Genomic DNA, 26,197 nt, shown 5'->3' with positions numbered 1-26,197 from the left:
TAATGTATAATATCTTATTATTATTATCGGAAAAGAGGGATTGAATGATTTGGATGATTATTAGTGGTCTTATTGTAGGAGTATTATTAGGTTTTGTAATGCAACGGACAAGATTTTGTCTTGCTGGTGGCTTTAGAGATATGTATGTACAAAAAAATAATAAGATGTTTTATGCGCTACTTGTAGCAATAACCGTACAGAGTGTCGGTCTAGTTATCTTAACAAGTTTAGGATTGTTTGCTATACCAGATAGTACATTCCCAATAGTAGGAACTATTATCGGTTCATTTATATTTGGTATCGGTATAGTATTAGCTGGTGGCTGTGCAACAGGGACTTGGTATAGAGCAGGCGAGGGATTGATTGGAAGTTGGATCGCATTAATCATGTATGCTTTAACAGCTGCAGCAACAAAAACGGGCATTTTATTACCTGTGATGACTTGGGTAAATCAACCTACAAATGTAAATGCAAGTATGGCACAAACAACCGGTATTCCAATGTGGATATTTGTCATTGTACTTACTATTATCACACTTTATGTTGTTATTAAAACATTGCGTAAACCCAAACCTAAGGTAGCAGTTCCAAAATTAAAACAAAAATATCACGGTATTAGACATTATTTGTTTGAAAAACGCTATCATCCGTTTGTAGCTGGTATTGTTGTTGGTTTAATTGCTTTATTAGCGTGGCCAATGAGTATTTCAACTGGACGAGATTATGGCTTAGGGATAACTACGCCGTCTGCAAATCTTGTAACTTATCTCATTACTGGTGATTCAAAACTTATTGACTGGGGCGTACTACTGGTTCTTGGTATTTTTATAGGATCATACATCGCAGCTAGAGGTGCACATGAATTTAAATGGCGCTTACCAGATATACGTACGATTCGAAATAGTGCAGTAGGAGGTATATGCATGGGCTTCGGTGCTTCTGTTGCAGGTGGTTGTTCAATAGGAAATGGTTTAGTAGAAACAGCTATAATGTCGTGGAAAGGTTGGATTGCACTTTTTGCAATGATTTTAGGCGTGTGGTTTACAAGCTATTTTATTTTTATAAGACCAATGAAACAAATACAGCAAACAGATAAAAAAGCGAATAAAACAGTATCTCAAACACAATTATCATCATAAATAGGAGGAATAGTATATGGTATATGAATTAGGTACAGTAGGAATGGTTTGTCCATTTCCATTGATAGAAGCACAAAAGAAAATGCAAACATTAGATGCTGGTGATGAACTAAAGATTGACTTTGATTGCACTCAAGCTACAGAAGCAATTCCAAACTGGGCTGCAGAACAAGGATATCCAGTGACAAACTATGAACAATTAGATGATGCATCATGGACCATTACAGTTCAAAAAGCTTAAAGTAAGATTTAAATAGATATAAAAAATAAACAATGGTTAAAATAAACTGTGAAGAACCTTCAGACATTTGTACTTCACAGTTTATTTTTCGATCCACCTTGTTATATTATGTTACATATTGTGTTAATTTATCTTACGTATTTTTGTCATTTTTTTAGAGTATCATTATGATATTTTTAAAGGAAGTGGTAATTATGAAGATGGATGACACAATATTTTTATTTTTATGTACATTACTCGTATGGGTAATGACACCGGGGTTAAGTTTATTTTACGGTGGTCTTGTACATTCTAAAAATGTACTTAATACAGTGATGCAAAGTTTGACAGCCATGGTGATCGTAACGTTTACCTGGGTTTTGCTTGGGTTTTCGTTAAGCTTCGGAAAAGGGAATATGTTTATTGGTAATTTTGACTTTATAGGATTGCAACATGTTGGTTTTGAAATTAATAGTCAACTTAGTCCGCATGTTCCGTTTGCATTATTCATGCTTTTTCAAATGATGTTTTGTACGATTGCTATTTCAATTTTATCAGGTTCAATTGCTGAACGAATGAGATTCTTTCCATTTATGATATTTATTTTTATTTGGGTACTTGTTATTTATAGTCCAGTTGCACACTGGGTGTGGGGTGGTGGTTGGATTCAACAATTAGGTGCACTTGATTATGCAGGCGGCACAGTCGTTCATATTACATCAGGTATTTCAGGCTTAGTGCTAGCCATTATGATAGGTAGTGGCAAGAAAGTTGAGAAAATCAAACCTCACAATTTACTTATTGCCTTGATAGGTGGGATTTTAGTATGGATGGGTTGGTATGGCTTTAATACCGGAAGTGCATTTGCTTTTAATAGCGTTGCACTTACATCATTTATTAATACTGTTATCGCAGCTAGTGGAGGTGCGTTTGGTTGGTTAGTATTTGAATATATTATAACTAAGAAGCTGAGTTTACTTGGATTATTATCAGGTGTGCTTGCTGGTTTAGTCACAATTACTCCAGCTGCTGGCTATGTTACTACACTTAGCGCCTATATCATTTCAATTGTAGGAGGTATCTTCTGCTATATAGTTATTAATCATATTAAAGAAAAGTATAAATATAATGATACACTTGATGCATTTGGAATACATGGCGTGGGTGGCATTATTGGTGCCATTTTGACAGGCATCTTTCAATCCCATCAAGTAAATTCGGACATTACAAATGGCTTAATATATAATGGAGACTTACACCCAATATTTATCCAAAGTATTGCTGTTGTTATAGTAGTATTGTATTCTATCCTTTTGACATGGATTATCGGTAGAATATTACAAAGAATAAGCCCTATTGCAACTACAGTTGAGGAGGATGAAGTAGGATTAGATCAGATTGTGCACGGAGAAAAAGCCTATTTCTATGGAGAATTAAATAAATTGAACAAAAGGCATTAAATTTTTAAGACTTAAGTATAGATAAAAAGTATTTAAAGCGATTACATTTATGATAAAATAAGATATAAAAGAGAAACAGAGTGATTAGGTGTGACGAAGATGAAAAATATAGCAGATATTGCCAGATTAGCTGGTGTTTCTAAAAGTACAGTTTCTCGCTACTTAAACAATGGATCGGTAAGTACAAAAACAAAAGAAAAATTAAGCAAAATAATCAAAGAGCAAGATTATCAACCTAACCAATTTGCACAAAGTTTACGTGCTAGACACACAAAAATGATTGGTGCGATTATTCCACGTATGAATTCACATGCTGTAGATGAAACTATCAAAGGCGTTGCACATGTTTGTAAAGAGTTAGAATATCAATTACTGCTTAATTATACCGGACTGGATTTATCAGAAGAAATTATTGCACTAGAGACACTATCAAGAAGTAAGGTTGACGGTATTATTTTAATGGCAACGCGTATCACGCCACAACATTTAGATGTAATTAATAAGATAAATGTGCCGGTTATTTTAGTTGGTCAAGAACATTCTGGCGTTAATAGTATTATTCATGATGACTATTTAGCTGGTAGTTATGTAGGACGCCAAATAGTTGAAGCAAATTACAAACAAGTTTACTTCTTTGGTGTCACTGAAGAAGATAAAGCAGTTGGCCAACAACGTAAAAATGGTGTACTTGATATTTTAGCTTTGAACCATATTGACGTCCAAGTTTTTAAAACATCATTCCAGTTTATGGAAGCTAAGAATGATGTGAAATTGCATCTACAATCAGTACACACTGCAGATGCTATTATAGGAGCTACAGATACAATTGCCTTGGCTATACATAGTTATTGTTCGCAACCTCATCACAAGTTAATACCACATAAAATATATGGCTTTGGAGGAGATCCAATAACACAAATTGTGACACCGCAAATCAATACGGTAATGTATCATTATTTTAAAGCGGGTCAACAAGCTTTATCTCAATTGCATCGGCTCATAAATCATCATGATGCACAGCTACTGACAGTCATACCAGTAGAATTATAAAAATAACTAAATTTGTTATTGTCTTTGGATGGAACCGATACCATCTAAGTGATAAACTATGAATGAAAATAAGTAACAACAAATTGATGGAGGTAAATCATGAGTGAATGGACAAGAGAACAACGCTATCAAGGTATCGATGATGTTCCTCAATCACAATTAATTGAATTGAAACAAAAAGTTGATGCTTCACATTATAGACAAACGTATCATATTCAACCTGAAACAGGACTTTTAAATGATCCTAATGGTTTAATATTTTATAATGGGACTTATTATGTATCACATCAATGGTTTCCATTAGGAGCTGTTCATGGTTTGAAATATTGGTTTAATTATACTAGTAAGGATTTAGTAAGTTTTACCCCGCACGGCCCCATTTTAGAACCAGATACTGCATACGATAGTCATGGTGTATATAGTGGAAGTGCTTTTGAATACAACGGTCAACTTTACTATATGTATACCGGAAATCATAGAGATTCAGAGTGGAATCGACACTCTAGCCAAATGTTAGCTAAAGTTGATGAATATGGTGACGCAGTAAAGTTTGAAAAACCAGTTATTCCAGCACCACCAACGGGATATACACAACATTTTAGAGATCCAAACGTTTTTCAAAAAGATGGGCAATATTTTATGATTATCGCAGCTCAAAACGAACAAGAAAATGCGTGCTTATTACTTTATAAAATGGAAGAACAGGTTAATGAATGGGCGTTTGTAGGTGAAATAGCGACACAGTTATCGAACTTTGGTTATATGTGGGAATGTCCGGATTTTTTCAATCTTAATCAGACTGACGTTTTACTATTTTGTCCTCAAGGTATTTCCCCTGAAGGAGAGCGCTTTAATAACATCTACCAATCAGGCTATCTACTAGGAACATTGGATATTCAAAAGCCAGCATTTGAGCATCAAGATTTTAAGGAGCTTGATTATGGATTTGATTTTTACGCACCACAAACCTTTTTAGATAAACAAGGTAATCGCATTCTCATTGGTTGGATGGGTATGCCTGATACGCACTATCCAACAGATGACGAAGGATGGGCACATTGCCTAACATTACCAAGAGTATTAACAGTTGAACAAGGTAAACTTATTCAACGTCCGCTACCAGCGTTACAGAAGTTACGTCATAATGAAGAAACAGCTGAAGGGTATGCAAATAAATTCACAACAAAGTTACATCCATATGAGGGACTACATTATGAATTAATAATTGATATTCTAGAAAATGAAGCTTCCGAAGTTTATTTTGAATTGCGAACATCAAAACAACATAGCACGCTGATTACTTATAATAAACAAAGTCAGCGGTTAACATTAGATCGCAGTGATAGTGGTGCTTTACCAGAACCGGTTAAGGGAACAACAAGAAGTACGATTTTAGATACACCATTATCCCAATTACAAATATTTGTCGATACATCAAGTATAGAAATTTTCTGTAATAACGGAGAACGGGTGTTAACTTCACGGATATTCCCAGATGAGCAGGCAACAGGTATTAAAACGTCAACCGAATCAGGTCAAGTTTATTTAAAATTTACAAAATATGAGTTAAAGGATGAAAAATAAATGAGAACCCTTTATGCTATTGGAGAAGCATTGATTGATTTTATTCCAAATGTTGTTAATTCGGAATTGAAAGATGTTACAGGATTTACAAGACAAGTGGGTGGTGCACCAGCAAATGTCGCGAGCACAGTAGCGCGTCTTGGAGGGCAAGCTCATATGATAACGCAGTTGGGTCAAGATGCATTTGGTGATATTATTGTTGAAACGTTACAACAAATTGGCGTAGGGACGTCTCATATAAAACGTACTGACGTCGCTAACACAGCATTAGCTTTTGTCAGTTTAAAGGAAGATGGACAGCGTGACTTTTCATTTTACAGAAAACCATCTGCAGATATGCTATATCATCCAGACAATGTTGAAGAAATTGATGTGTCATCAGAAGATATCATGCATTTTTGTTCAGTAGATTTAATAGATAGTGATATGAAACAAGCGCATTATAAACTCATTGAAAAGTTTGAAGCGCAACGTGGAACGATTATTTTTGATCCAAACGTTCGCTTACCTTTATGGAAAAATGCAGCAGATTGTAAAAAGGCAATAAATGAGTTTATTCCTAAAGCAAATATTGTCAAAGTTTCTGACGAAGAGCTTGAATTTATTACTGGTGAATCATCATTAGAAGCGGGTATTCAAGCTTTATTTAAAGGGCACGTGGAAGCGGTAATTTATACTGCTGGCTCCAATGGTGCGTCCATCTATTTGAAAAATGGTAAACATATCTATCACGAGGGATTTACAGTCAAAGCTATTGATACAACAGGTGCTGGAGATGCATTCATTGGAGCAGTTATAAGTCGCTTATTATTAGCTGAAGATACACCAGTGACACAACAGCTTGAACAAGATGGCGCAGAGATATTAGAATTTAGTAATTGTGTTGCATCAACTGTAACAACAAAATATGGTGCTATCGAAAGCATTCCAACCTTAGAAGAAGTTAAACAACAATTAAACAAAAAAACTAGCTAGAGCGTTTCTGTGAATATTAATGGGTGGTGGACAAAGTCTGATTTATTGTCAAGATTTTGTCCGCCACCCATTATTTCATGTTAACTAATAATTATATTTTTTTAACATTGCGTACTGATGCATAACAATGTTCACCATTTTTAAAATATACAACACGTTCTTTTGAATTGATTGAAGAGATATTGTGTCGATTGACAACAAAACTATTATGGCATCTAAAGAAACGATCATCGATTTGACTAATTTGTTTTAGATTACCATAAAACTCAATTTGACGATTATCTAAATGTGCAATCAATCGATGTGAATTTGTTGATGATTCAAAAAACATCACTTCATCATATTGCACATATACAGAATTACTACCGCGCTTAAGCTCTATCGTTTCAACGGTACGTTCTTTTGACAATAACTTTAAGCGCGTATGTGCGGTTTCAAGGCAATCGATAATACGAGTTTTAAGTTCGGCAGGGTCATCTTTAAAAATAAAATCCATAGCCGATACTTTGTAAACAAAAGTTAAATATGTCAGCTCACTATGACTTGTAACAAAAATTATGTTACCTATCGGATCATACTTTCTTATTTCGCTACCTAACTTGATACCGTTTATGTCAGCTTCTAATTGAATATCTAAAAAATAACAACCAACATCCTCATTTTCCTTTGACATTTTTAAAATTTCATAAGGATTATCTGTAGCTAAAGCAATTTCCATTGGTTTTTCTTCAATCATGATATAGTTATTGATGATCTCAACCATATTTTCACGTTGTTTAACATCATCTTCACAAATGTAAATCTTCATGTCTTCACGTCCTTATGGTATATTATTTAAAATTTCTACTTTTTGTATGAAATATCCATTATCAATAGTAGTATCAAGTAACGTATTTGGTGTTGCATCTGTAATTTCTTTTAAATTAGATAAACCTAAACCACGATTTTTGCCTTTAGTAGAAAAATTCTCTTGAAAAAGTTCATGAATTTTGGGCGTTGTATCGCTACATTTATTCATTACAATAAATAACACAGAATCCTCATTTTTTATAAAGGCAATGCGGATTAATGCATCTTCTAAACTTTCTGAAGCTTCAATGGCATTGTCAATGATAATGCCAATCACTCGACTTAAATCAACTGTGTTCATTTCAATATGTTCAATTAGTTCTGGAACCTCAATGCTGATGGGAATGTTTTTTTCTTGCGCTTGTAAAATTTTGGTTGTCACAAGACCTTTGATGGCACGAACCTTTAGCTTATCTGTACCATTAATTTTAATAGAATTCATTTGTAAATTGTCTTTCATCGATACAATATTATTATTAAAATATTCTCTTAAACCCGGCATATCATCTTCGCGTATATACTCAGACATGGTAGATAAAATATTAACATAATCATGACGGAACTTACGCATTTCGTTATTAATCGATTCTATTTGCAGCGTGTACTCGTAGTATGTTTCTATCTCTTTTAAATTACGCTTATACTGCATCTCCCTATGTACAGAGAATGTAATAACGATGATAAAAATTGCAAGGAAAAACAATATTCCTACAAAAATAATCGCAAATATTTTTAAATCTTGATATTCTTGTTTAAATATTTGCGTGTATAAATAGAGCATGATCAAAGATAAAATAAGGAAAATAGATATTACTGATATGTATATTTTATTGAAATACAGATAGGTTTTTTTTAGCTTATTAATTAGAAACCTAATGAAATAAGCACAAATTATTGATATTAGAGTAAACGAAACTAATATTATTATTATTTGAACTATATAACTTAAAGAAAAATAATCAGCAATTACACTAAGGATGACAGAAATATAATTACTAACATACATAATAAGCGCAGAACCAAAGATTGCTAAAACGGAATATAAGCCTATTTTCAAATAAAAGAATATTAAACATCCAATTATCAAAAATATTAAAGACTGTCTACCTATCACGCCAAACAGTATAGTTGAAGGGATTATGATACCAAAAATGGCAAAATAATCCCTCATTTGAAATTTAATATCGGCTACTATTTTAGCAACAAATAACAACATTAAAGATTGAAAAATTGACAATGGTATACTATTTAATAAATCCATTCTTTACACACTTTCTATTAATTACTTTCTTTGTAAATCAATTAATTCTTGTGGTACTTCTGGCTCATCAAAATAAGCGTTACAAATATCTTGAGCAGAAAAGTTTCCGATAAATTCAAAAATTGCACTAATCCCTTTTGTAAATAATCCGCTTAATAAGTTCATGATTACGTTTCCTCCTTGGAAAAGAATATTGGTAATAACGTAATAGCTTCAATGCACATGCCTAAAGCTATTAATTGCATGTATGGCTCACTTACTAACAACGATAGCACCAAGAAACAGTTTGAAATAAGAATAGCATTTCTTTTCTTTTTCTTTCTAAGATGGGGCAGTATGGGTTGTTTTTTAGTTGCCGCTGGTGCGTAACATATAATAATTATGAATGCGATAAATGCTAGCAAAATCATGAATGTCCAAGACACTTGAAAATGCACAATTGACCAAGGTAATGCCACAAATAAAACTAAATTTTGAATGTGGCACAACAATGATGACCTTGCGTGTGCACCATGCGCAAAACGTCTAACGAAAAAATACGTTAAGTGTGTAATTAATGTGTAAAGAAAGGTATGGAATAAAAGAGCAACACCATAAGTAACAATAGTTTTGAAAAAATTACCTAATGCGACTTGTATGCCTAGGCGTATCTTCAAAAATTGAATATGGTCTAGATTGTTTTGACGCTGCAAGTATCTAGCAAATCTTTCAATTTTTTTGTCTATCGCCTTCAAATTAGCGTCACGCTCCTTGGTATCATTATACAATTTTACGCAATTCATTTGATCATTAATGCCTAACTGTTTAATTCGCATACAAATATGTTATATATATGTTCTTTGTTTAATTTTAACATATTTAAGATACAGTTAAGAATAAAAATGAATTAGTTGAGAATTTTTAGACTATTTATGTAATTATCATGTTTTAATATAGACATATCACAGAGATGTGATAGATATTGATAAAGCTTTTTGAAAACTAATTGGATTGTAGCTACGATGAGCTTTTCAATTTTCCAACAATGATTGTAGTAAGTTGTTGGAGCTGTATATTCTCAATAATAGAAGTTATTCATTCTTAACTATGTTTTCTTCGTTAAATTGATTAATTATTGTTAAGCCATCCCAACTTAATGATAATTGATGAATTGCTAACATTGAGTTGTGTAGGGCTCAATGTAGATAATTACGCTTAGCTACTTAACTGTAGAAGGTAATTATTATACTAGTGTTACTCTAGTCAGAAGATTTTCATAATTAATAACATCCCCAAATTATTATTGAAAATAACTGTAAAAACATTCCCTTAATAAGCGAAAAAAGTCGTGAGTCACTCCCAAACTCACGACTTTTATTTGTTTATTTGTATAAATGTGGCACTAAGCTGTCAAATACAGGTATTGCTTTACGTTGTTGTTCAACTGCATCTATATCTATAGTAACTGTAAGTTCTTTTTCGGTGGTAGATAATTCTTGAATGATTTCGCCATTAGGATTAATAACCACGGAATGTCCGGCATATTGCGTTTTTCCATCATACCCACAACCATTACATCCTATTACATACATATTATTTTCGATTGCACGTGCTTTTAGCAACACTTGCCAATGGTTAAGACGTGCACTTGGCCACTGTGCAACATAAAATGCAATTGTCGCACCGCTTCTTGCAGGATATCTTAGTAATTCAGGAAATCGTAAGTCATAACAAATCATTTGTGTCACTTTTACACCGTTTGATAATTTAAATGTTTCTGGAACATTTTTACCAGCAGTTAGGAATGCTGGTTCATCTAACATGGGAACTAAATGCATTTTGTCATATTGGTTTATCACTTTACCAGTTTTATCAATTGCAAATGCAGTATTAAATATGTGGTCATGATGCTTATTTGATACAGACCCAGCAATAATATCTACTTGATATTGTAGTGCTAAATTTTTAATAAAATCTGTACTTCTTTCTAAATCAAAATCTGCTTTTTCTTCTAGTTGCTCTAATGCATATCCATTATTCCACATTTCAGGTAGAATCACGACATCAGTGTCTTGTTGTAAAGAATTCGAAAACCATGTTTTTATTTTATGTTCATTTGCATTCACATCTGCATAAGCAACGTTAAATTGTAAAAGTTGAAGTTTCATCGTATCACTCCTTAGGTGATTGTTAAATCTAATTTACTAAAAACAATAAAGAAACGCAAAAAGAGGGCAAGGAATAATCAATTTTGATTTATTCTGCCCTCGTTTATATAAAAAGCTATTTATAATGCTATGGATTATTTTCGTACAAGAAAGCGTGCGTCGACAGGTTGAATTTCTTTTTCATTAGGTTCTTCACGCACATCTCCAAATGGCATTTGAGCCATTAATTCCCAAGTTTCAGGAATATCAAAGTCTTGATGTGTTACTGCATCAACCAGTGGATTGTAGTGTTGGAGTGAAGCACCAATACCCTTTGTACTTAGAGCAGTCCAAATCGCAAATTGATGCATTGCGTTTGCTTGTGTTGACCAAATCGCAAAATTTTCTGCATAAGAAGGCATTTGTTCTTGTAACCCTTTAACTACAGATTGATCTTCAAAATATAATATTGTACCGTAAGAATGTTTAAAGTTATCGATTTTTTGTTCAGTTGCAGTGAAGTCTCGATCAGCACCCATTTTTTCTTTTAATACAGCTTTAGTATTGTCCCAAAATTGTTTATTCTTATTATTCAATAATAAGACAATGCGTGTTGATTGTGAATTGAAAGCGGAGGGCACATGTTTTATTGCTTGAGTCATAATTTGTTCTAATTCCTCATCACTAATAGAAATGCTTTCTTTTAAATTATAGACTGTACGTCTTCCCTCGATAGCATTTAGAAATGATTTTTCACTATTTTTGCTAAATAAACCCATTTTAAAAACTCCTTTGCCTTTTAATATACTTAGTATAATAGATATACTCAACGAAGTGAAATAAATTTACTTTAAAGTTTCAGAAATATTAATATTACTTTTCAATAATAATAATTAAATGCATATGTATGTAAACTTCTTTATACTAGTAAGTGAAAGAAGCCATGTCATGTAGAGAGGAGGTGGAATAGAGATGACACGAAAAAAGACAAAGATTAAATATTTATCTGCAAGTTTTGCTATTGCTGTAAGCACACAGGTTATAAGTCCGCATATAACTCATGCACAGGATAATACACTATATAACAAAGTTACTAATGAAAAATCACCGGCTCATTCAGATAATTTATCACAAGACAATAGTAACCAGAAAGATTCAGATAATACGAACCAACCAAGCAATTCGTCAAATAGTGACAACAATGAAGGCAAAGACAACAGACCAAATAAGCCATCGGATGGTACGGATAACGGAGGCAAAGATAACAGGCCAAACAAACCATCAGATGGCATGGACAATGAAGGCAAAGACAACAAGCCAAACAAGCCATCAGATGGTACAGATAACGGAGGCAAAGATAACAAGCCAAACAAACCATCAGATGGCACGGACAATGAAGGCAAAGATAACAAGCCAAACAAACCATCGGATGGCACGGACCACGGAGGCAAAGATAACAAGCCAAACAAACCATCAGATGGCACGGACCATGGAGGTAAAGACAACAAGCCATCCGACGGGAAGGACAATGGGAGAACACCTTCTCATCCACAGCCACCAACACAAAATGGTGGTCATGGTCACAAACCAACGAATCAACCAAATAATAAAGATAACAATAATGGACAAAATAACGGTAATGGAAATCAAGGTTGGAACACATCTAATGGACAACAATCTCCTCAAAATGGAGAGAAAACAGATCATAATATCTCGGATGATTTCATTAATCAAATTAATGGACGGGGACATAATTCTGGTCGTAATTCGTCATCTTATTTTCCACAAAATCATTATGATGAGGGACCTGTTGCTAACAATCAACGTCAATCAATCATGAAACGATTTAAATCATTAGCCATTGGCTCATTTAAATATAATCCATTTATTATAGAACAGGTAAACAAACTTGGCGAGAGTGGTAACCAAGTTTCTGATCAAGATTTATATGCACTTTTTAGAAAACAAAATTTTAGTGGCAATAGTTATTTAAATTCATTACAACGTGGTTCAAATTATTTTAGATTTGAGTATTTCAATCTAACAAACTCATCAAAGTACTATAAAAACTTGGATGAGCAGGTATTAGCTTTAATAACTGGAGAAATTGGTTCAATGCCTGATTTGAAAAAACCAGTTGATAAAAAAGGTGAAGATAATCATACTCAGCGTTCTGAGGATAAAATTATTTCTGCAGAAGGTGAAGACCATAAGCAAGGCATGACAGATGTTAAATTTAATCGTTTAAATGTAACGCTTATTGGAAGTATGTGTATGATTTTTGTTGCCGTAATGGTTTACTGGTTCATCAATCGTCAAAAGGAAAAAGAGCAATAAATGAATAAATATTTATTTCAGTTTAGGATATAAATATTTTTGACAAATTACCAGCGCCTTATTTTTTATATTAAGTACTACTAAGACAAAGTACGAAACACTTCGCCAAGACATATAAAAGAACAGCGGGCCCCAACACAAAGACTTTCCAAAAGAAAGTCCACGAGCAACGCAAGTTGGGGTGACTGAAACTGATTCCCTAAGTATGCGAACCAATAATGCGGAGTATTGAAGATAAAAGAAGCACACAGATGATTAATGTCAAACCATCTGTGTGCTATTATTTTGGAAATTATGTTCCAGCTTTACGTTTTGTATTTAAACATTTTAGAAATCGACGTAGCAAATGTTTTATCAGTTCAATTTCCTACTTTAAATGTTAAATATCCCATCCTAGCAGTAATATAAGCTTAGATGGGATTCTTTGATTAAAAAAATAAATGGAAAATAGCATTTGCTTGCGTTTGTAAATGTTTAAGCACATCGCCGAAACAAACTTGCATAATAACAACAAAACCGTTTTGCATCATATGTATCATAATTGACACTGCGATACGTTTAGTCAATACATAGGCAAGTGAAAATATCATTCCCATACCAAAGTAGACAATAATAAATGTTATGTCATTATGTGCTAGTGCAAAGAGTAATGAGCTGACAACAGATGCAATTAGAAATCGCATTACTATATTTCCTTTAAGCCTATCTAAAATTTCCCCAAATATTACTTTCCTAAAAACATATTCTTCTAGAATAGGTCCTACGATAGAAATTAATATAATAAATATTGGTGCTTGTCGAGCTATGTCCATCAATCGTTCTGTATTAGGACTGGCTTTAAGCTCACCAAAAATCCAAGTATTAATCAAACCAGCAAACATTTGATAAATCATTACGACGATAAAACCTAATAATGCGTATTGAACTAAATAACGTTTAGGTTCTTTGTAATCTGATTCGAGTTTAGTTGGATTCTTAATTACTTTTTGCAGCAAAATAATAATGATCGCTGCAATGATAAATAAAATAACTTGAATATAAATAGCAACATGCAATAGCTGTGTAGGTGACTTAATTTGAAAACTAGTTAATTTAATTATAAATACAGGTAGATATTGAGCTAGTGCATAGATGACTATTGTTAGGAAAGAAATCCAAATTCTGGACATAAAGTACCTCCAATAAATGTAAATAACACTTATTATATTGTATCTTAAAAGCAAGATTAGCACAAAAAAGAAGGAAGCTTTTTGCTTGAAATTTTGACCAACTTTGATTAATATAAAAAGTAGCTTAGCACTCTACTTGTTAAAGTGCTAAAATATTTGTCCCATTGAGGAGGAAAACACATGCTTAAACCAATAGGTAATCGTGTAGTAATTGAAAAAAAAGAACAAGAACAAACAACTAAAAGTGGCATTGTTTTAACTGATAGTGCTAAAGAAAAATCTAATGAAGGTGTAGTTATCGCGGTAGGTTTAGGTCGACAACTTGAAAATGGTCAACGTATCACTCCAGATGTTAACGAAGGGGATAGAGTTGTATTCCAAGAATATGCGGGAACTGAAATAAAACAAGGAAACGACACATATTTAATATTAAATGCTGATGATATTTTAGCAATTATAGAATAATAATATAATTTATAGAATTCAATTTTTACAGACACATATTTTAATGGAGGTTAAATAGAATGGCAAAAGATCTTAAATTTTCAGAAGACGCACGTCAAGCAATGTTACGTGGTGTGGATAAATTAGCAAATGCAGTTAAAGTAACAATAGGACCCAAAGGACGTAACGTTGTTTTAGATAAAGAATATGCTGCACCACTTATTACTAATGATGGTGTGACAATCGCAAAAGAAATTGAACTTGAAGATTCATATGAAAACATGGGGGCAAAATTAGTTCAAGAGGTAGCTAATAAAACAAATGAAATTGCTGGGGATGGAACAACAACTGCTACAGTGCTAGCACAAGCAATGATTCAAGAAGGACTTAAAAACGTAACGAGTGGTGCAAATCCAGTTGGCTTACGTCAAGGTATTGATAAAGCAGTTAAAGTAGCTATCGAAGCATTACATGATATATCACAAAAAGTTGAAAATAAAAATGAAATTGCACAAGTTGGGGCTATTTCTGCAGCAGATGAAGAGATTGGACAATATATTTCAGAAGCTATGGATAAAGTAGGTAATGATGGCGTAATAACTATTGAAGAATCTAGTGGTTTCAATACTGAACTTGAAGTTGTAGAAGGTATGCAATTTGATAGAGGTTACCAATCACCATATATGGTTACGGATTCAGATAAAATGACTGCAGAATTAGAACGTCCATATATATTAGTTACAGATAAAAAAATATCTTCATTCCAAGATATTTTACCTTTACTAGAACAAGTCGTTCAATCTAGTCGACCAATATTAATTGTTGCTGATGAAGTAGAAGGTGATGCATTAACTAATATCGTTCTAAACCGCATGCGTGGAACATTCACTGCAGTTGCTGTTAAAGCACCAGGCTTTGGTGACCGTCGTAAAGCTATGTTAGAAGATTTAGCTATTTTGACAGGTGCACAAGTGATTACTGATGACTTAGGTTTAGAACTTAAAGATGCAACGATGGATATGTTAGGTAGTGCCAATAAAGTTGAAGTAACGAAAGATAATACAACGATTGTTGATGGTGATGGAGACAATAACAATATCGATGCACGTGTTAGTCAAATTAAAGCACAAATTGAAGAAACTGACTCAGACTTTGATAAAGAAAAATTACAAGAACGTCTTGCAAAATTAGCTGGGGGCGTTGCAGTAATTAAAGTTGGCGCAGCTTCTGAGACAGAATTAAAAGAGCGTAAATTGCGTATTGAAGATGCTTTAAACTCAACTCGCGCAGCTGTAGAAGAAGGTATTGTTGCTGGTGGTGGTACAGCACTAGTTAATATCTATAAAAAAGTGAGCGATATTCAAGCAGAAGGTGATGTAGAGACTGGTATCAATATCGTCTTAAAAGCATTAACAGCACCGGTTAGACAAATCGCAGAAAATGCAGGACTAGAAGGTTCAATCATCGTTGAACGTTTAAAACATGCGGACTCTGGTGTTGGATTTAACGCTGCTACTAACGAATGGGTAAATATGTTAGAAGCTGGTATTGTTGATCCAACAAAAGTAACGCGTTCAGCTTTACAACATGCAGCAAGTGTTGCAGCAATGTTCTTAACAACAGAAGCAGTTGTAGCTAATATTCCTGAACCTGAAAGCAATAACCAACCACCAATGGGCGGCGGCATGCCAGGTATGATGTAAAAAGACCATTGAACACTGCTGTAGTAGCGTTTTCAATCTTTAATGGTCATAATTTGGGCATATAAATTTTAAAATAAATCTTTTGAGACGTTTTCCATGAGTTTACTAAACTTTTGGGAAGCGTCTTTTTTGTATGAGTTCGTAATCTTAGCGTAGATGTTCATAGTGGTATTTATATCTTTATGGCGCAAGCGTTCTTGTATTTCCTTAATATGAACACCAGCCTCTATAAGTAACGCACAATGAGTATGACGAAATGAATGAGTGCTTATTTGTTTATTAGTTATGTCAGTCTTTTTAAGTATAGCTTTTATCCATAATTGTAGTTTTTTAATTACGAGGGGGTAGCCGTTAACATCAGTAAAAACGAAATTATTATCTACATACAATTCGTTTTTCCATGTGTCCTGCACGTCGGTTTTATAATTTTTAAGTAATTTAATCACATGAGGATCCACTGAAATTTTTCCGATTGAGCTTTCAGTTTTTGGTGTAAGTATTTGAAATTGCTTTTTATTGTTATTCGGATTGTAATAAGTCTTTGTAATATTGATTGTGTTATTCTCAAAGTCTATATCAGACCATTTCAATGCCAACAATTCGCCTGCACGCATGCCTGTATATGCTAATGTACAAAACACCTCAAAGCTGTTTTGGGGTGAATGGTGATTTTTAGCAACCTCCAGGAATTGAAATAATTCATCTTTTTCAAGAAACTTTTTATGTATCTCAGTATCTTCTAATTCTTCCACACTAACTTTCTTTTTAGGTCGTTTAATACCCTCGCTAGGCAATATTCTTATTAATTTCATATCATATGCGTACTTAAATATCATATTCGTAGAGGCTATAATGCTATCAACATAATTCTTGCTATACTGTGCGCTTATATCGTTTACAAAACGTTGATATTCATGTTTATTGATAGTTTGTATTGGTTTATTGTTAAAGCGTTCTATAGCATGATGTATGGCTTTCTCGCGTGTTCTGACACTGCTCACTTTTACGTCATTTGCATATTGTTTAAGCCAATCGTCAGCAACCTGTTTAAATGTAGATGTGGACGGTGCGATATAATCACCGGTTCTTAATTGACGTTCTACCATTTCAGCGTGATGTTTAGCGTCTGATTTGCGTTTAAAACCTGAGTTTGAAATATATTTATATTTACCCGTTTCTGCGTCTTTTCCTAGTGATATACGATAACGCCATGTATTCCCGCGTTTTTCATAACTTGCCATTTAATCACCTGCCTTGTAGTTATAAAAAAGCTCTTCACTAATTTCTTCTTCTGTATAAAAGTTAAATAAAAATTTTAATTCATTATCGTTAAACGAAACCAATCGCTTTAAATAATCGAAAGCTGGAATAATATTTGCATTTAGAAATTCTTCTTCATTTGTTTTTTTGAATTCAATAAAAGAATTATTATAAGGGATTAAATTTATCGAAAAAGTTTGCGAGTGGAAATCAAACATTTTTTGGAACTCTTCATTCTCTTTATAAGCTTTTTGTAAGATATAAAGTACAAATTGAAAATCTAAAATTATATATTCTTTACTTTTACCATTAGCTGTTTGTTTGTAATAGAATTTTCCGCTTTTCAAAAATTTAAAAGGGAATATACCAGAAACAGCTGTCTCTACTTGTTTTTCGGTAAATAAAATAGTTAATAATATAGAATTTTCAATACTGCTATCATTTTCTTTGAAAGAACATTCAACGTTGTAAATTCTGTCATCATTTAATTTGTTAAAAATAAATATTCTTTTTTTAGAAACAGAAAATTCTGTAATTATTAGTTTTCTAAAACCACTATCCAAAACTATTAAGTCGTTTATATTACATCTAAGTTCTTTTAACAATTTTTCTAAAGTATCGAATTGTATACCCTTACTTTTTCCAGTAGATAATAAACTTAATGTATTTATAGACAATCCAGTGTTACTGGATAACTCTTTTAAGGTTTTATTCTTTTCTTTCATTACTTTTTTTAAATCAAATTTTATCATTTTAGCACCTCAATTCACTATACACTTCGGAATTTATCATATGTTGGTAAAAAACTCAATGAAAATTGTGAAAAAATAATTGACATTTTTTAAAAAGAAATATAAACTTTAATTATTACCAATATGATGGTAAAAAAATTACTATATACTTTTAAAAAGAGGGTGAAAAATGATGGTTTTAATTAACTTAAATTCTTTTAAAAAAGCTATGTTTTTGAAAGGTTATAATTTATCCGATTTATCTATCGAAACAGGTGTTGGAATTTCTTATCTAAGCCAAATTATGAATGGTAGGAAAGCGCCTAGTCCTAAATTGGCAAAAAATATTGCTAATGTCTTAGAAGTTGAAATTAAAGATTTATTTTACTTTGAAGGAAAGGAGACATAACCAATGTTCAATATTAATATTGATGAAAACGAAGCTCGTGAGATACTCGAACAAGCTATAAATGCACGTGTGGAAGAATTAGCGAAAGCGAAATATTTCATGACTTACAAAGAGTTGTCTAACTATCTGAATTTAAGTAAGCCTACTATTGAAGAATTACTTATTAATAATGGTATGAAATATTATATGGTCGGACCTACGTACAGATTCAAAAAGTCTGATGTAGATGAATTCATGGAACAGCTTACTGCTCACATGAATATCCAGAATAACGACTTTAAACAAGTCAATATCAAAAAGTTATTGGAGGCAAGGCGATGAAAATGTACTTAACTTATATTTGCTTAGTTTCATTGTTAACAATACTATTACTAGCAATATCGAATATGTATGTTGCTTTTAGTGTGTACGGCATGATGGTAACTTATGGATTTAATTTAACAGGAGAGATTACAACGTGCGAAAACAAGTGATTATTACAAAAACAGTAGTTGGCTGGTACAACATTAAAGATACTCAACATAATTTAATGTTAAATATACCGCCAAAAGTATTTGAACAGTACTTTCCTGATGTTAGTAAAGATGTTCAAGTTGCGTGTTTAGAAATGGATTTATCAAAAATTACAGAAATTAAAAATAAGAAAAAGGTAGGTAGTTAAGATGGAAATCAAACAAAAATATCAATTATCAAAAGTGGTTAAAATATTAGAAGTAGTATTATACGAGGAAGATAAGTTTCAATCCGATAAGGACTATCATTATCAGGATAAAGCATTTTATGAATATGCTTTAAAGTTAGTTCATAATGGATTGTTCAATATTCTTGCTGAATTAGATTTTGAAGATGAAGCATTTTTAATTCTTGATGAAGTAACAATGACGCTAAGTGATGTCATGAAAGAAACACAACACGTTTACCGTTATAGTGTCATAGACGAAAAAGGTGAACATAAACATACAACAGATCGCAAAGGACACGTGATTGGAATGTTAGAGTGGGCATTAGATTACATTGTGGGAAATATTGAAGTGGAGGAATTATAAATGAATTGGGAGATTAGAAATTTAATGTGCAATATAGAGATAGTAAAAGAAAAGTTGGAAGATGTAGCGACTACACATACATGGTTTGTAGATGGACGATTTACGAAGAGATCGTTAAAAACTAAAGAAGAAGTGGTTAATTACGGTCTAGCGTATAACGAACATAGAATTCACAACGAACAAGTTACAGAATTAATGCTTACTTATTTGGAAGAATTAGACGGTTTAATGAATAAGTTTCATGAAATAGAAAAAGCATCATCTGATGTAAGTTTGGCGACAGAATCAGATGACGCAAAGAAATTAAAAATTACAGAGTAATTAATAAAAAATAACTATTTTTATTATAACATCTTTGCTCTGTTGTTTCATTAAGAGGTGCAAAAAATGAATGAAATTAAATTAGAATATGACACACATGTTTCAGTAGTACATTATGAAAGTTTAGACTCACGTTCATTTAATAGCTTTTCAAAACCTAAATGGAGTAAGTTGGTTAATAAACTGTCTGTACCTATAGAAGCGAATTATAAGTATGCACGTGGTGTTGCTGTTTACGGTGATATTAAAAACGGTGCAAATGATCATGGTGAAATTATCAAAAAGCATCGAAACGATAAAAATGTCATATATAGAAATGTGATTGTACTTGATTATGATGAAATAAATGATTTAAAGCAATTACATGAAGCAATCAGCTCAGCTTTAAGCAATGTTGCATGGTTTTGGCACACAAGTTACTCGCACAGAACTGAACAAGCTAGAATACGCCTATATATCCCTCTGAATGAGCGAATAAGTGCAGATGATTATCGTAATTATACAAAAGTATTAGCAAATAAAATTGGTCATAAAGTGGATGAAGGTTCATATCAGCCAAGTAGATGTTTTGCACTACCAGTTATTCAAAAAGGACACATATTTATTAAACGAGTGAATGACTGTCCAATTATGGATGTTGATATGCTTGAACAGTGGTTAAAGGAGTATGAACAATCAAATGCTAGTCCTAATGTCATAGGATACACCCGACGCGATAGTGAGTACTGGCGCGAGTTATGCTTTGGAACAACCGAAGGCAATCGTAACAATGCACTAGCTAGCTTAGTTGGGCATTTATTAAGATGTCACGTTAATGATTATATTGTGTATTCATTCGCTTTATTATGGGGACAATTCGCATGTAAACCACCTATGAAAGAACAGGAAATCAACGCCACTTTTCAATCGATATTAAATAAACACTATAACAATTAGAAAGGGGCTTTGTATGGAAAAAGGTAAAAGTGATGTACTTGATAAAATTGAAAAAATTAAGAAAAAAGATAGTGCCTTACAAGAAATTATACCGAAAGGCTATGAAATTGAACATCATCAATGCGGTGTTGCCTTATATCAACTTATACCAAGTAAAAAAGAAGGCGAACCAGATAAAAAGGTTTTTATCACAAATACAATCCCTCAAATTACTGAACGCTTTGAAGATATTGAGAGTAACGAAGTTAGCTTTAATATGCTTTTCTATGACAATAAAACGCCAGTAAATATAGCTGTGAGTGCCGAAGAAATTTCAGATAGTCGTCAACTCTTGAAATTGGTTAATAAAAAGCTAGATGTAACATCGTCAACATCTACTAAACTTGTTGACTATATTAATGTATCTAAAAGGTATAATCCACCATTAAATGTTAAAGTTGCAACACGTTTGGGGCATGTGAAAGGTTATTTTATTTATCCTTATCAAGAAGTAATGAAAGACAGCAATGTCAAGTTGTTTAGCAATGATAAAGGGTTTCAAAAGTTAATAGACTCTTTTCGAAGTAAAGGAACACTACAAGGTTACTCTAAAAAGGTGTTTGCTCAAATAAAAGATTTACCAATGGTAATGGTTATGTTGTATGCATCTTTAGGCTCAGTTTTATTAAGAGAATTTGGATTACAACCCTTTATTGTAGAAATATCAGGTAGTACATCCACAGGTAAAACATTCACACTCAACTTAGTATCAAGTGTTTGGGGAACCAGTGACCTTATTACGACATGGAGTTCTACTCAAAATAGTATTGAATCAATGGCGTCATTTTTGAACTCATTTCCAATGTTTAAAGATGATACACGTAACACACATCCTAAGTTTGTTACCAGTGCCACATATAACTTTTCTAGTGGTGAAAGTAAATCGAGAAGTAATATTAATTTAACGCTAAATGCTAAAAAAGAATGGCGAAATATTTTAATTTCTACTGGTGAATCATCTATCGCAAATATGGCTGATGAAAAAGCGGGTGTATCAGCACGTGTAGTTACACTACAAGATCAACCATATCCAGATAATTTTGATTTTACCACATTAGGCAAGTCGTTTAGGGAAAACTATGGAACGTTAGGGCTGGCATTTATTAAACAATATGAGTCTAAAAAAGACGTGTATAAAAATGCTTTTGAGAGCTATCAACGGTACTTTAATCAAAAAGGTAGTAATGAAATCATGCAACGTTTAGGACGTGCCTTTGCGTTACTACAAGTTACCGGTGAGGTTTTGAATGATATTGATGGATTTGAACATGACCATTTTAAAATTATTGAACAAGCCTATGACAGCATGGTTAAAAACAATAAGACAATTGATAAACCTAAGCAACTGTTAGAGGAACTATTACAATATTTAGATGCAAATAGAAATAATATCGCTGGTGATGGCTATAGTTCAGTCAAAAATGGTGACATCAAAGCTATATATAAACGTGATTATTTATGTATATTAGGTGAAACAGTCAAAGAGAAGTTAACACACGAATTGCAAACCATCACAGGACAATGGGACAAAAAAGGATATTTAATTAAAGGTGAAAAAGACAGGTTACAAAAACAGGTCAAACATCAAACGGTAAAGTATAGGGGATTTGCTATAAGGCAAGAAGTACTAAAAGAATTGGGATTTGATTTTTCCAATTCATACAATCCTAATTCTAATTATTGAGTAGTACCCGCATGTACCCGTTGAGTACCCATAAATAAATGTATAACGGGTACTCAATAAACACAGTAATATCAAGCATCTAAAGTCATTAGTACCCGAAGTACCCAATGTTTATTAATAGTGTTTAATTAAAATAAGTTGTTTTTGTAAGAGAGTTTATATAATACAGGTTTCCTATTATATAAAATACGGGTACAATGGGTACTTTTTGCATAAAGTAACGTAGTGATAAGAGTTTGATAGTACCCGAAGTAAAAGAATCACTGGGGACTCACTGGGTACTAGTCCCTCTTAAAATAAAAAATACCAAATTAATGCTGGAGGTTACACATGGATAAAGAACAACTTAAAAAGTATATATACGATTATGTAAAAGAATATAAGGAGATACCGATATATCAGTTAGAAGATTTGTTTAAAGAAATGAATCACAACTATATAGGGAGAACTAGTATCACACACGATAAGGATGAGAATATTGTGTTTTGGAGTGGATGGAACAAAATTACAATGTTTGCGCTGATTGAATTAGTTAAAAGTGAACAACTTGATTTAGTGTATAGAGGTAGTTTTGTAATGCGTTATTTGTTGGATGGTAGAGTTCCTAACTTACCATTAGCTATTTGTTATCCAGAAGATGGACAACAAACGGACGTGCCCTCATGGGTGCCTATGGTATTAAGAATAAATAAAGAGGAGAAAATCAAATGAACATAGAAACTATTGTAAACCAATTTGAAACACGAGCAGGCACGTTGCTAAGGTACTACACGGGATTATTAGAACGTAGTAAAGTGCAACCGTGTTGCTTTAAGTTATACAATGATCCATTTGATATGGCATACGTGATGATGAATGGGAAGTTATTCGGTCATGTATATATTAAAGATTGTAAAGTAAGGCAATCATTTGAATTAGCGTCGCCTAATCACACTGAGGGGCTTATAAGAAGCGTAGAGGGGCATTATGTAGGTTATGAGTTATATGATGGTAAACAGCTTTCTATTAGCGATATGATGGCTAGTCATTTGTTTGAAGATGAGTATTTTATGTATGGGCTAGAAACTTATGCAGAATCAAATAATAGTGATGTGTTTGAGTACTTAGAAAATGGATTTGATACTGATACACTTGAGGGTATTCAATCAACTAATACAGATGTGGTAGCGAATATTGAAGTGTTGTATCAGTTAGCTACCGGAATTAATGAACCTGCAAGTGAGCTAGTTGAAGGATTAAAATTAGTTACTGCATTTGTACAAGATGAGAATGCCACACTAGATGATTATAAGGCGTTAGAGCGTAAGTTGAGTGAATTGAAATCATCTTATTACAGTTTGAGTAAATAGTAATAAAAAGAGGTCACATACTCTTGTGTGACTTCTTCATTTAGCTAATAAATGTTAACTATTGTAGAAATACACTAGGGTGTGCGAGTTTGTGAAAGCGAACATTAGTTCTTTTCGTGATATTTCTATATATAACTGAAAAAGTGTTTGTTAAAACTTTTATTACAATAGTTTGACGTATGTTAATAGTAAGTTAAATAAATTCAAATAGCGAACATTAGTTTGTTATAATCGTGCAAATTTAGTATAATAGATGTATAAAGTAAATGTGAAGTGAGGTGAAACATATGCAGAAATTAGTCGAAAAAGAAAAGACGTATAACTTACCCGATGAACACCGCCAAGTACTCAATGTGATAAGAAATACGTCTAAGAAATATATTACTAAAACCAAAATCTTAAATCAATTGGGATATGAATATAATTCGAGTAATGAACGATGGTTAAGAAAGGTGATCAATTCATTAGTTTATGATTATGCCTATCCTATAGGGTGTAGTTATAAACGTAATGAACGTGGTTATTACATTATTACAACGGAACAAGAGAAGCAACAAGCAATGATTAGTATTAAAAAGTTAGCTGATGGCAGTATGAAACGCTATGAAGCTTTGAAACGAATTGAAGTTTAAAGGAGTATATTATATGAAAGCAAATCAGTACGAAGAATTAAGCGAAGTTTTAGATCTAACTGAAAGTCAAAAGCTGAAATTATATGTATATCAAGAGAGACAAAATAAAAACATAAAACAAGACAGTAAAGAATCAAAACAAAATAATGAAGAAGCAAATCGTGAAAAACGTCAAAAAATCTTGGATATAAAAGATGATGTAACTAGACAAAATGCAATTGCGAAAAATAGAGAGTTATTTAAATAGGAGGCATACCATTGAAAACATTAGATCAAATTGAAAAATATAAAACTAACATTGAGGATTACCGAAAAGAGATTAAAAACCTAGACGCAGAAGTTAAAAATGATGGCAAACAACTAGATGATATCAATCAAGAGTATCAAGATTTAGTGATTAATGGCGAAGTAGAAAAAGCTGACAAACTTTATACAAAAATAGAAAAATTAGAATCTGATTATAGAGCTAAAAGTAAACGTTTAATGGTTATGAAACAGTCATTCAAAAAAGTTGTCATTAAAAACTGTGAAAACATGCAAGATGTCGCGGATGAATTAAGTGATGAATACAATGAAACGTATCAAGATGATTTAAAGCGATACGAAACACTCAATCAACAACTTAAAGACGCTAAGGATAAACTTTTAGGTTATAACGACGAGTACAGTGCTAAACAAAGAACCTTAACACAATATATTGATCGATTGAAAAGAGAGAATAACATTCAACCTGTAGAATTTATAGGGAATGTAAATATTATTCAACCATTTAACATTTAATAAACGCATTGCTCACTCAAATGATTGGGTGGGCTTATTTTAACAGAGAGAAGTGAATAAATATGCCTAAATTAACGCCTAAACAAGAGCGTTTTGTGAATGAGTATATAAGAACATTAAATGTTACACAAAGCGCTATAACAGCCGGATATTCGCCTAAGACAGCACACGTTACGGGAAGTCGATTATTAAAGAAAAAACATATTAATGAATATATTCAAGAACAAAAGAAAAAAGTGATAGACGAAAGTATATTAAGTGCTAATGAGTTATTGCATTTATTAACAAATTCAGCTGTCGGTGACGAGACAGAAACAAAGGAAGTTATTGTTAAGCGTGGTGAATATAAAGAAAACCCACAGAACGGTAAAATTCAGTTAGTGTATAATGAATATGTTGAACTTATAGAAATACCTATAAAACCAAGTGACCGTTTAAGAGCTCGTGATATGCTTGGGAAATATCATAAACTGTTTACTGAGAAAAAAGAGTTCACTGCTGACACTCCGGTAATTATAAATATTGGTGAATGGGACGAAGAAGATGAAGAAGATAAACAGAGAACACTAGATAAAATAAATGATAACTATCCTAATAGAACAATGATTGTTGATGATATTCCGTTAGAGGATTAATGTGAAACCATTACCTTCAAATAGGTGGTGGTTTATTTTATCTAAATTCTTTCCGCAA

Annotated in this window: 32 protein-coding genes; 23 read left to right on the top strand and 9 right to left on the bottom strand. The window is 32.6% G+C overall.

Annotated features, from left to right (window positions below):
* Window positions 1–44 precede the first annotated feature (44 nt).
* The 6 genes from HMPREF2597_RS02125 to HMPREF2597_RS02100 all read left to right on the top strand — a co-directional run bounded on the left by HMPREF2597_RS02125 (window position 45) and on the right by HMPREF2597_RS02100 (window position 6,428).
* Window positions 45–1,139 carry a YeeE/YedE family protein gene (locus HMPREF2597_RS02125; protein WP_002461425.1) on the top strand — a complete coding sequence of 365 codons (1,095 nt, stop codon included), beginning with the start codon at window positions 45–47 and terminating at the stop codon, window positions 1,137–1,139.
* 16 nt (window positions 1,140–1,155) lie between these two features.
* A complete protein-coding gene (locus tag HMPREF2597_RS02120) occupies window positions 1,156–1,380 on the top strand; it encodes a sulfurtransferase TusA family protein (RefSeq protein WP_002461424.1) in 225 nt (74 codons plus the stop codon).
* Between the two features lie 194 nt (window positions 1,381–1,574).
* Window positions 1,575–2,819, top strand: coding sequence for an ammonium transporter (locus HMPREF2597_RS02115; protein ID WP_002477917.1), 1,245 nt, complete (start codon window positions 1,575–1,577; stop codon window positions 2,817–2,819).
* 99 nt (window positions 2,820–2,918) lie between these two features.
* The gene (locus HMPREF2597_RS02110; RefSeq protein ID WP_002461422.1) at window positions 2,919–3,869 is read left to right on the top strand and encodes a LacI family DNA-binding transcriptional regulator; all 951 of its coding nucleotides are present in this window, start codon (window positions 2,919–2,921) and stop codon (window positions 3,867–3,869) included.
* 99 nt (window positions 3,870–3,968) lie between these two features.
* Window positions 3,969–5,453 (top strand): sucrose-6-phosphate hydrolase, encoded by a 1,485-nt coding sequence (locus tag HMPREF2597_RS02105; protein WP_002477918.1) that lies wholly within the window; start codon window positions 3,969–3,971, stop codon window positions 5,451–5,453.
* Window positions 5,454–6,428, top strand: coding sequence for a carbohydrate kinase family protein (locus HMPREF2597_RS02100; protein WP_002477919.1), 975 nt, complete (start codon window positions 5,454–5,456; stop codon window positions 6,426–6,428).
* A 91-nt stretch (window positions 6,429–6,519) separates the two neighbouring features.
* On the opposite strand, the gene agrA is transcribed toward HMPREF2597_RS02100, so the two are convergent.
* From agrA to HMPREF2597_RS02070, 6 genes are all read right to left on the bottom strand, one after another.
* Window positions 6,520–7,236 (bottom strand): quorum-sensing response regulator AgrA, encoded by a 717-nt coding sequence (gene agrA / locus HMPREF2597_RS02095; RefSeq protein ID WP_002461418.1) that lies wholly within the window; start codon window positions 7,234–7,236, stop codon window positions 6,520–6,522.
* 12 nt (window positions 7,237–7,248) lie between these two features.
* Entirely contained in the window at window positions 7,249–8,538 is a 1,290-nt protein-coding gene (gene agrC / locus HMPREF2597_RS02090; RefSeq protein WP_002477920.1) for a quorum-sensing sensor histidine kinase AgrC, read from the bottom strand.
* Window positions 8,539–8,559: 21 nt separating this feature from the next.
* The gene (agrD, locus tag HMPREF2597_RS02085) at window positions 8,560–8,703 is read right to left on the bottom strand and encodes a cyclic lactone autoinducer peptide AgrD (RefSeq protein WP_002477921.1); all 144 of its coding nucleotides are present in this window, start codon (window positions 8,701–8,703) and stop codon (window positions 8,560–8,562) included.
* Window positions 8,704–8,705: 2 nt separating this feature from the next.
* Window positions 8,706–9,272, bottom strand: a complete 567-nt coding sequence (locus HMPREF2597_RS02080; protein ID WP_070817133.1) for an accessory gene regulator AgrB — start codon at window positions 9,270–9,272, stop codon at window positions 8,706–8,708.
* A 627-nt stretch (window positions 9,273–9,899) separates the two neighbouring features.
* Complete coding sequence (locus HMPREF2597_RS02075) at window positions 9,900–10,685, bottom strand: carbon-nitrogen family hydrolase (protein WP_002477923.1); 786 nt, start codon at window positions 10,683–10,685, stop codon at window positions 9,900–9,902.
* A 134-nt stretch (window positions 10,686–10,819) separates the two neighbouring features.
* Window positions 10,820–11,443, bottom strand: a complete 624-nt coding sequence (locus HMPREF2597_RS02070) for a nitroreductase family protein (protein WP_002461413.1) — start codon at window positions 11,441–11,443, stop codon at window positions 10,820–10,822.
* A gap of 193 nt (window positions 11,444–11,636) precedes the next feature.
* Between HMPREF2597_RS02070 and HMPREF2597_RS02065 the strand changes: the two genes are divergently transcribed.
* Window positions 11,637–13,001: an SdrH family protein gene (locus tag HMPREF2597_RS02065; RefSeq protein ID WP_070817132.1), complete on the top strand. Its 1,365-nt coding sequence runs from the start codon at window positions 11,637–11,639 to the stop codon at window positions 12,999–13,001.
* 428 nt (window positions 13,002–13,429) lie between these two features.
* Here the strand turns inward: HMPREF2597_RS02065 and mroQ are convergent, their stop codons facing one another.
* Complete coding sequence (gene mroQ / locus HMPREF2597_RS02060) at window positions 13,430–14,170, bottom strand: intramembrane glutamic endopeptidase MroQ (protein WP_002461411.1); 741 nt, start codon at window positions 14,168–14,170, stop codon at window positions 13,430–13,432.
* Window positions 14,171–14,350: 180 nt separating this feature from the next.
* Here mroQ and groES point away from each other — a divergent pair, with 180 nt between their 5' ends.
* Both groES and groL read left to right on the top strand, forming a co-directional pair.
* Window positions 14,351–14,635 (top strand): co-chaperone GroES, encoded by a 285-nt coding sequence (groES, locus tag HMPREF2597_RS02055; RefSeq protein ID WP_002461410.1) that lies wholly within the window; start codon window positions 14,351–14,353, stop codon window positions 14,633–14,635.
* Window positions 14,636–14,694: 59 nt separating this feature from the next.
* Entirely contained in the window at window positions 14,695–16,317 is a 1,623-nt protein-coding gene (gene groL / locus HMPREF2597_RS02050) for a chaperonin GroEL (protein WP_002477926.1), read from the top strand.
* 68 nt (window positions 16,318–16,385) lie between these two features.
* Here the strand turns inward: groL and HMPREF2597_RS02045 are convergent, their stop codons facing one another.
* Both HMPREF2597_RS02045 and HMPREF2597_RS02040 read right to left on the bottom strand, forming a co-directional pair.
* Window positions 16,386–17,558 (bottom strand): tyrosine-type recombinase/integrase, encoded by a 1,173-nt coding sequence (locus tag HMPREF2597_RS02045; protein WP_070817131.1) that lies wholly within the window; start codon window positions 17,556–17,558, stop codon window positions 16,386–16,388.
* Window positions 17,559–18,329, bottom strand: coding sequence for a helix-turn-helix domain-containing protein (locus HMPREF2597_RS02040; RefSeq protein ID WP_000589126.1), 771 nt, complete (start codon window positions 18,327–18,329; stop codon window positions 17,559–17,561).
* A gap of 169 nt (window positions 18,330–18,498) precedes the next feature.
* Here HMPREF2597_RS02040 and HMPREF2597_RS02035 point away from each other — a divergent pair, with 169 nt between their 5' ends.
* From HMPREF2597_RS02035 to HMPREF2597_RS01970, 14 genes are all read left to right on the top strand, one after another.
* On the top strand, window positions 18,499–18,717 hold the full coding sequence (locus tag HMPREF2597_RS02035) for a helix-turn-helix domain-containing protein (RefSeq protein WP_000989513.1): 219 nt from the start codon (window positions 18,499–18,501) through the stop codon (window positions 18,715–18,717).
* 3 nt (window positions 18,718–18,720) lie between these two features.
* On the top strand, window positions 18,721–19,038 hold the full coding sequence (locus tag HMPREF2597_RS02030; RefSeq protein WP_070817130.1) for a helix-turn-helix domain-containing protein: 318 nt from the start codon (window positions 18,721–18,723) through the stop codon (window positions 19,036–19,038).
* A complete protein-coding gene (locus HMPREF2597_RS02025; protein ID WP_000784891.1) occupies window positions 19,035–19,190 on the top strand; it encodes a hypothetical protein in 156 nt (51 codons plus the stop codon). Before HMPREF2597_RS02030 ends, HMPREF2597_RS02025 begins: the two co-directional genes overlap by 4 nt.
* Window positions 19,175–19,378 carry a hypothetical protein gene (locus HMPREF2597_RS02020; protein WP_001231376.1) on the top strand — a complete coding sequence of 68 codons (204 nt, stop codon included), beginning with the start codon at window positions 19,175–19,177 and terminating at the stop codon, window positions 19,376–19,378. Before HMPREF2597_RS02025 ends, HMPREF2597_RS02020 begins: the two co-directional genes overlap by 16 nt.
* Before the next feature lies 1 nt (window position 19,379).
* The gene (locus HMPREF2597_RS02015; protein WP_000403836.1) at window positions 19,380–19,763 is read left to right on the top strand and encodes a hypothetical protein; all 384 of its coding nucleotides are present in this window, start codon (window positions 19,380–19,382) and stop codon (window positions 19,761–19,763) included.
* Complete coding sequence (gene tscT / locus HMPREF2597_RS02010) at window positions 19,764–20,084, top strand: type II toxin-antitoxin system toxin TscT (protein WP_070817129.1); 321 nt, start codon at window positions 19,764–19,766, stop codon at window positions 20,082–20,084.
* A gap of 66 nt (window positions 20,085–20,150) precedes the next feature.
* Complete coding sequence (locus tag HMPREF2597_RS02005) at window positions 20,151–21,020, top strand: primase alpha helix C-terminal domain-containing protein (RefSeq protein ID WP_070817128.1); 870 nt, start codon at window positions 20,151–20,153, stop codon at window positions 21,018–21,020.
* A 13-nt stretch (window positions 21,021–21,033) separates the two neighbouring features.
* Window positions 21,034–22,743, top strand: a complete 1,710-nt coding sequence (locus HMPREF2597_RS02000) for a DUF927 domain-containing protein (protein WP_070817127.1) — start codon at window positions 21,034–21,036, stop codon at window positions 22,741–22,743.
* 330 nt (window positions 22,744–23,073) lie between these two features.
* Window positions 23,074–23,454: a hypothetical protein gene (locus HMPREF2597_RS01995; RefSeq protein ID WP_070817126.1), complete on the top strand. Its 381-nt coding sequence runs from the start codon at window positions 23,074–23,076 to the stop codon at window positions 23,452–23,454.
* The gene (locus HMPREF2597_RS01990; RefSeq protein ID WP_070817125.1) at window positions 23,451–24,092 is read left to right on the top strand and encodes a pathogenicity island protein; all 642 of its coding nucleotides are present in this window, start codon (window positions 23,451–23,453) and stop codon (window positions 24,090–24,092) included. Before HMPREF2597_RS01995 ends, HMPREF2597_RS01990 begins: the two co-directional genes overlap by 4 nt.
* 287 nt (window positions 24,093–24,379) lie before the next feature.
* On the top strand, window positions 24,380–24,724 hold the full coding sequence (locus HMPREF2597_RS01985) for a hypothetical protein (RefSeq protein WP_002445374.1): 345 nt from the start codon (window positions 24,380–24,382) through the stop codon (window positions 24,722–24,724).
* A 13-nt stretch (window positions 24,725–24,737) separates the two neighbouring features.
* A complete protein-coding gene (locus HMPREF2597_RS01980) occupies window positions 24,738–24,971 on the top strand; it encodes a hypothetical protein (protein WP_002492317.1) in 234 nt (77 codons plus the stop codon).
* Between the two features lie 11 nt (window positions 24,972–24,982).
* The gene (locus HMPREF2597_RS01975; protein ID WP_002445376.1) at window positions 24,983–25,504 is read left to right on the top strand and encodes a coiled-coil domain-containing protein; all 522 of its coding nucleotides are present in this window, start codon (window positions 24,983–24,985) and stop codon (window positions 25,502–25,504) included.
* Between the two features lie 62 nt (window positions 25,505–25,566).
* On the top strand, window positions 25,567–26,139 hold the full coding sequence (locus tag HMPREF2597_RS01970; protein ID WP_002445377.1) for a terminase small subunit: 573 nt from the start codon (window positions 25,567–25,569) through the stop codon (window positions 26,137–26,139).
* Window positions 26,140–26,197 lie beyond the last annotated feature (58 nt).

The organism is Staphylococcus sp. HMSC063A07 (assembly GCF_001836955.1).
GTDB classification, from domain to species: domain Bacteria; phylum Bacillota; class Bacilli; order Staphylococcales; family Staphylococcaceae; genus Staphylococcus; species Staphylococcus lugdunensis.
Note: the sequence above shows the minus strand (reverse complement) of the source record. Positions and strands in the feature narration are given on the sequence as shown.

Bases quoted from the DNA above. Each gene is read 5' to 3' on its own strand.
- HMPREF2597_RS02125 (WP_002461425.1), top strand. From the start codon at position 45: ATGATTTGGATGATTATTAGTGGTCTTATTGTAGGAGTATTATTAGGT.
- HMPREF2597_RS02120 (WP_002461424.1), top strand. From the start codon at position 1,156: ATGGTATATGAATTAGGTACAGTAGGAATGGTTTGTCCATTTCCATTG.
- HMPREF2597_RS02115 (WP_002477917.1), top strand. From the start codon at position 1,575: ATGAAGATGGATGACACAATATTTTTATTTTTATGTACATTACTCGTA.
- HMPREF2597_RS02110 (WP_002461422.1), top strand. From the start codon at position 2,919: ATGAAAAATATAGCAGATATTGCCAGATTAGCTGGTGTTTCTAAAAGT.
- HMPREF2597_RS02105 (WP_002477918.1), top strand. From the start codon at position 3,969: ATGAGTGAATGGACAAGAGAACAACGCTATCAAGGTATCGATGATGTT.
- HMPREF2597_RS02100 (WP_002477919.1), top strand. From the start codon at position 5,454: ATGAGAACCCTTTATGCTATTGGAGAAGCATTGATTGATTTTATTCCA.
- agrA (WP_002461418.1), bottom strand. From the start codon at position 7,236: ATGAAGATTTACATTTGTGAAGATGATGTTAAACAACGTGAAAATATG.
- agrC (WP_002477920.1), bottom strand. From the start codon at position 8,538: ATGGATTTATTAAATAGTATACCATTGTCAATTTTTCAATCTTTAATG.
- agrD (WP_002477921.1), bottom strand. From the start codon at position 8,703: ATGAACTTATTAAGCGGATTATTTACAAAAGGGATTAGTGCAATTTTT.
- HMPREF2597_RS02075 (WP_002477923.1), bottom strand. From the start codon at position 10,685: ATGAAACTTCAACTTTTACAATTTAACGTTGCTTATGCAGATGTGAAT.
- HMPREF2597_RS02070 (WP_002461413.1), bottom strand. From the start codon at position 11,443: ATGGGTTTATTTAGCAAAAATAGTGAAAAATCATTTCTAAATGCTATC.
- HMPREF2597_RS02065 (WP_070817132.1), top strand. From the start codon at position 11,637: ATGACACGAAAAAAGACAAAGATTAAATATTTATCTGCAAGTTTTGCT.
- mroQ (WP_002461411.1), bottom strand. From the start codon at position 14,170: ATGTCCAGAATTTGGATTTCTTTCCTAACAATAGTCATCTATGCACTA.
- groES (WP_002461410.1), top strand. From the start codon at position 14,351: ATGCTTAAACCAATAGGTAATCGTGTAGTAATTGAAAAAAAAGAACAA.
- groL (WP_002477926.1), top strand. From the start codon at position 14,695: ATGGCAAAAGATCTTAAATTTTCAGAAGACGCACGTCAAGCAATGTTA.
- HMPREF2597_RS02045 (WP_070817131.1), bottom strand. From the start codon at position 17,558: ATGGCAAGTTATGAAAAACGCGGGAATACATGGCGTTATCGTATATCA.
- HMPREF2597_RS02040 (WP_000589126.1), bottom strand. From the start codon at position 18,329: ATGATAAAATTTGATTTAAAAAAAGTAATGAAAGAAAAGAATAAAACC.
- HMPREF2597_RS02035 (WP_000989513.1), top strand. From the start codon at position 18,499: ATGATGGTTTTAATTAACTTAAATTCTTTTAAAAAAGCTATGTTTTTG.
- HMPREF2597_RS02030 (WP_070817130.1), top strand. From the start codon at position 18,721: ATGTTCAATATTAATATTGATGAAAACGAAGCTCGTGAGATACTCGAA.
- HMPREF2597_RS02025 (WP_000784891.1), top strand. From the start codon at position 19,035: ATGAAAATGTACTTAACTTATATTTGCTTAGTTTCATTGTTAACAATA.
- HMPREF2597_RS02015 (WP_000403836.1), top strand. From the start codon at position 19,380: ATGGAAATCAAACAAAAATATCAATTATCAAAAGTGGTTAAAATATTA.
- tscT (WP_070817129.1), top strand. From the start codon at position 19,764: ATGAATTGGGAGATTAGAAATTTAATGTGCAATATAGAGATAGTAAAA.
- HMPREF2597_RS02005 (WP_070817128.1), top strand. From the start codon at position 20,151: ATGAATGAAATTAAATTAGAATATGACACACATGTTTCAGTAGTACAT.
- HMPREF2597_RS02000 (WP_070817127.1), top strand. From the start codon at position 21,034: ATGGAAAAAGGTAAAAGTGATGTACTTGATAAAATTGAAAAAATTAAG.
- HMPREF2597_RS01995 (WP_070817126.1), top strand. From the start codon at position 23,074: ATGGATAAAGAACAACTTAAAAAGTATATATACGATTATGTAAAAGAA.
- HMPREF2597_RS01990 (WP_070817125.1), top strand. From the start codon at position 23,451: ATGAACATAGAAACTATTGTAAACCAATTTGAAACACGAGCAGGCACG.
- HMPREF2597_RS01985 (WP_002445374.1), top strand. From the start codon at position 24,380: ATGCAGAAATTAGTCGAAAAAGAAAAGACGTATAACTTACCCGATGAA.
- HMPREF2597_RS01980 (WP_002492317.1), top strand. From the start codon at position 24,738: ATGAAAGCAAATCAGTACGAAGAATTAAGCGAAGTTTTAGATCTAACT.
- HMPREF2597_RS01970 (WP_002445377.1), top strand. From the start codon at position 25,567: ATGCCTAAATTAACGCCTAAACAAGAGCGTTTTGTGAATGAGTATATA.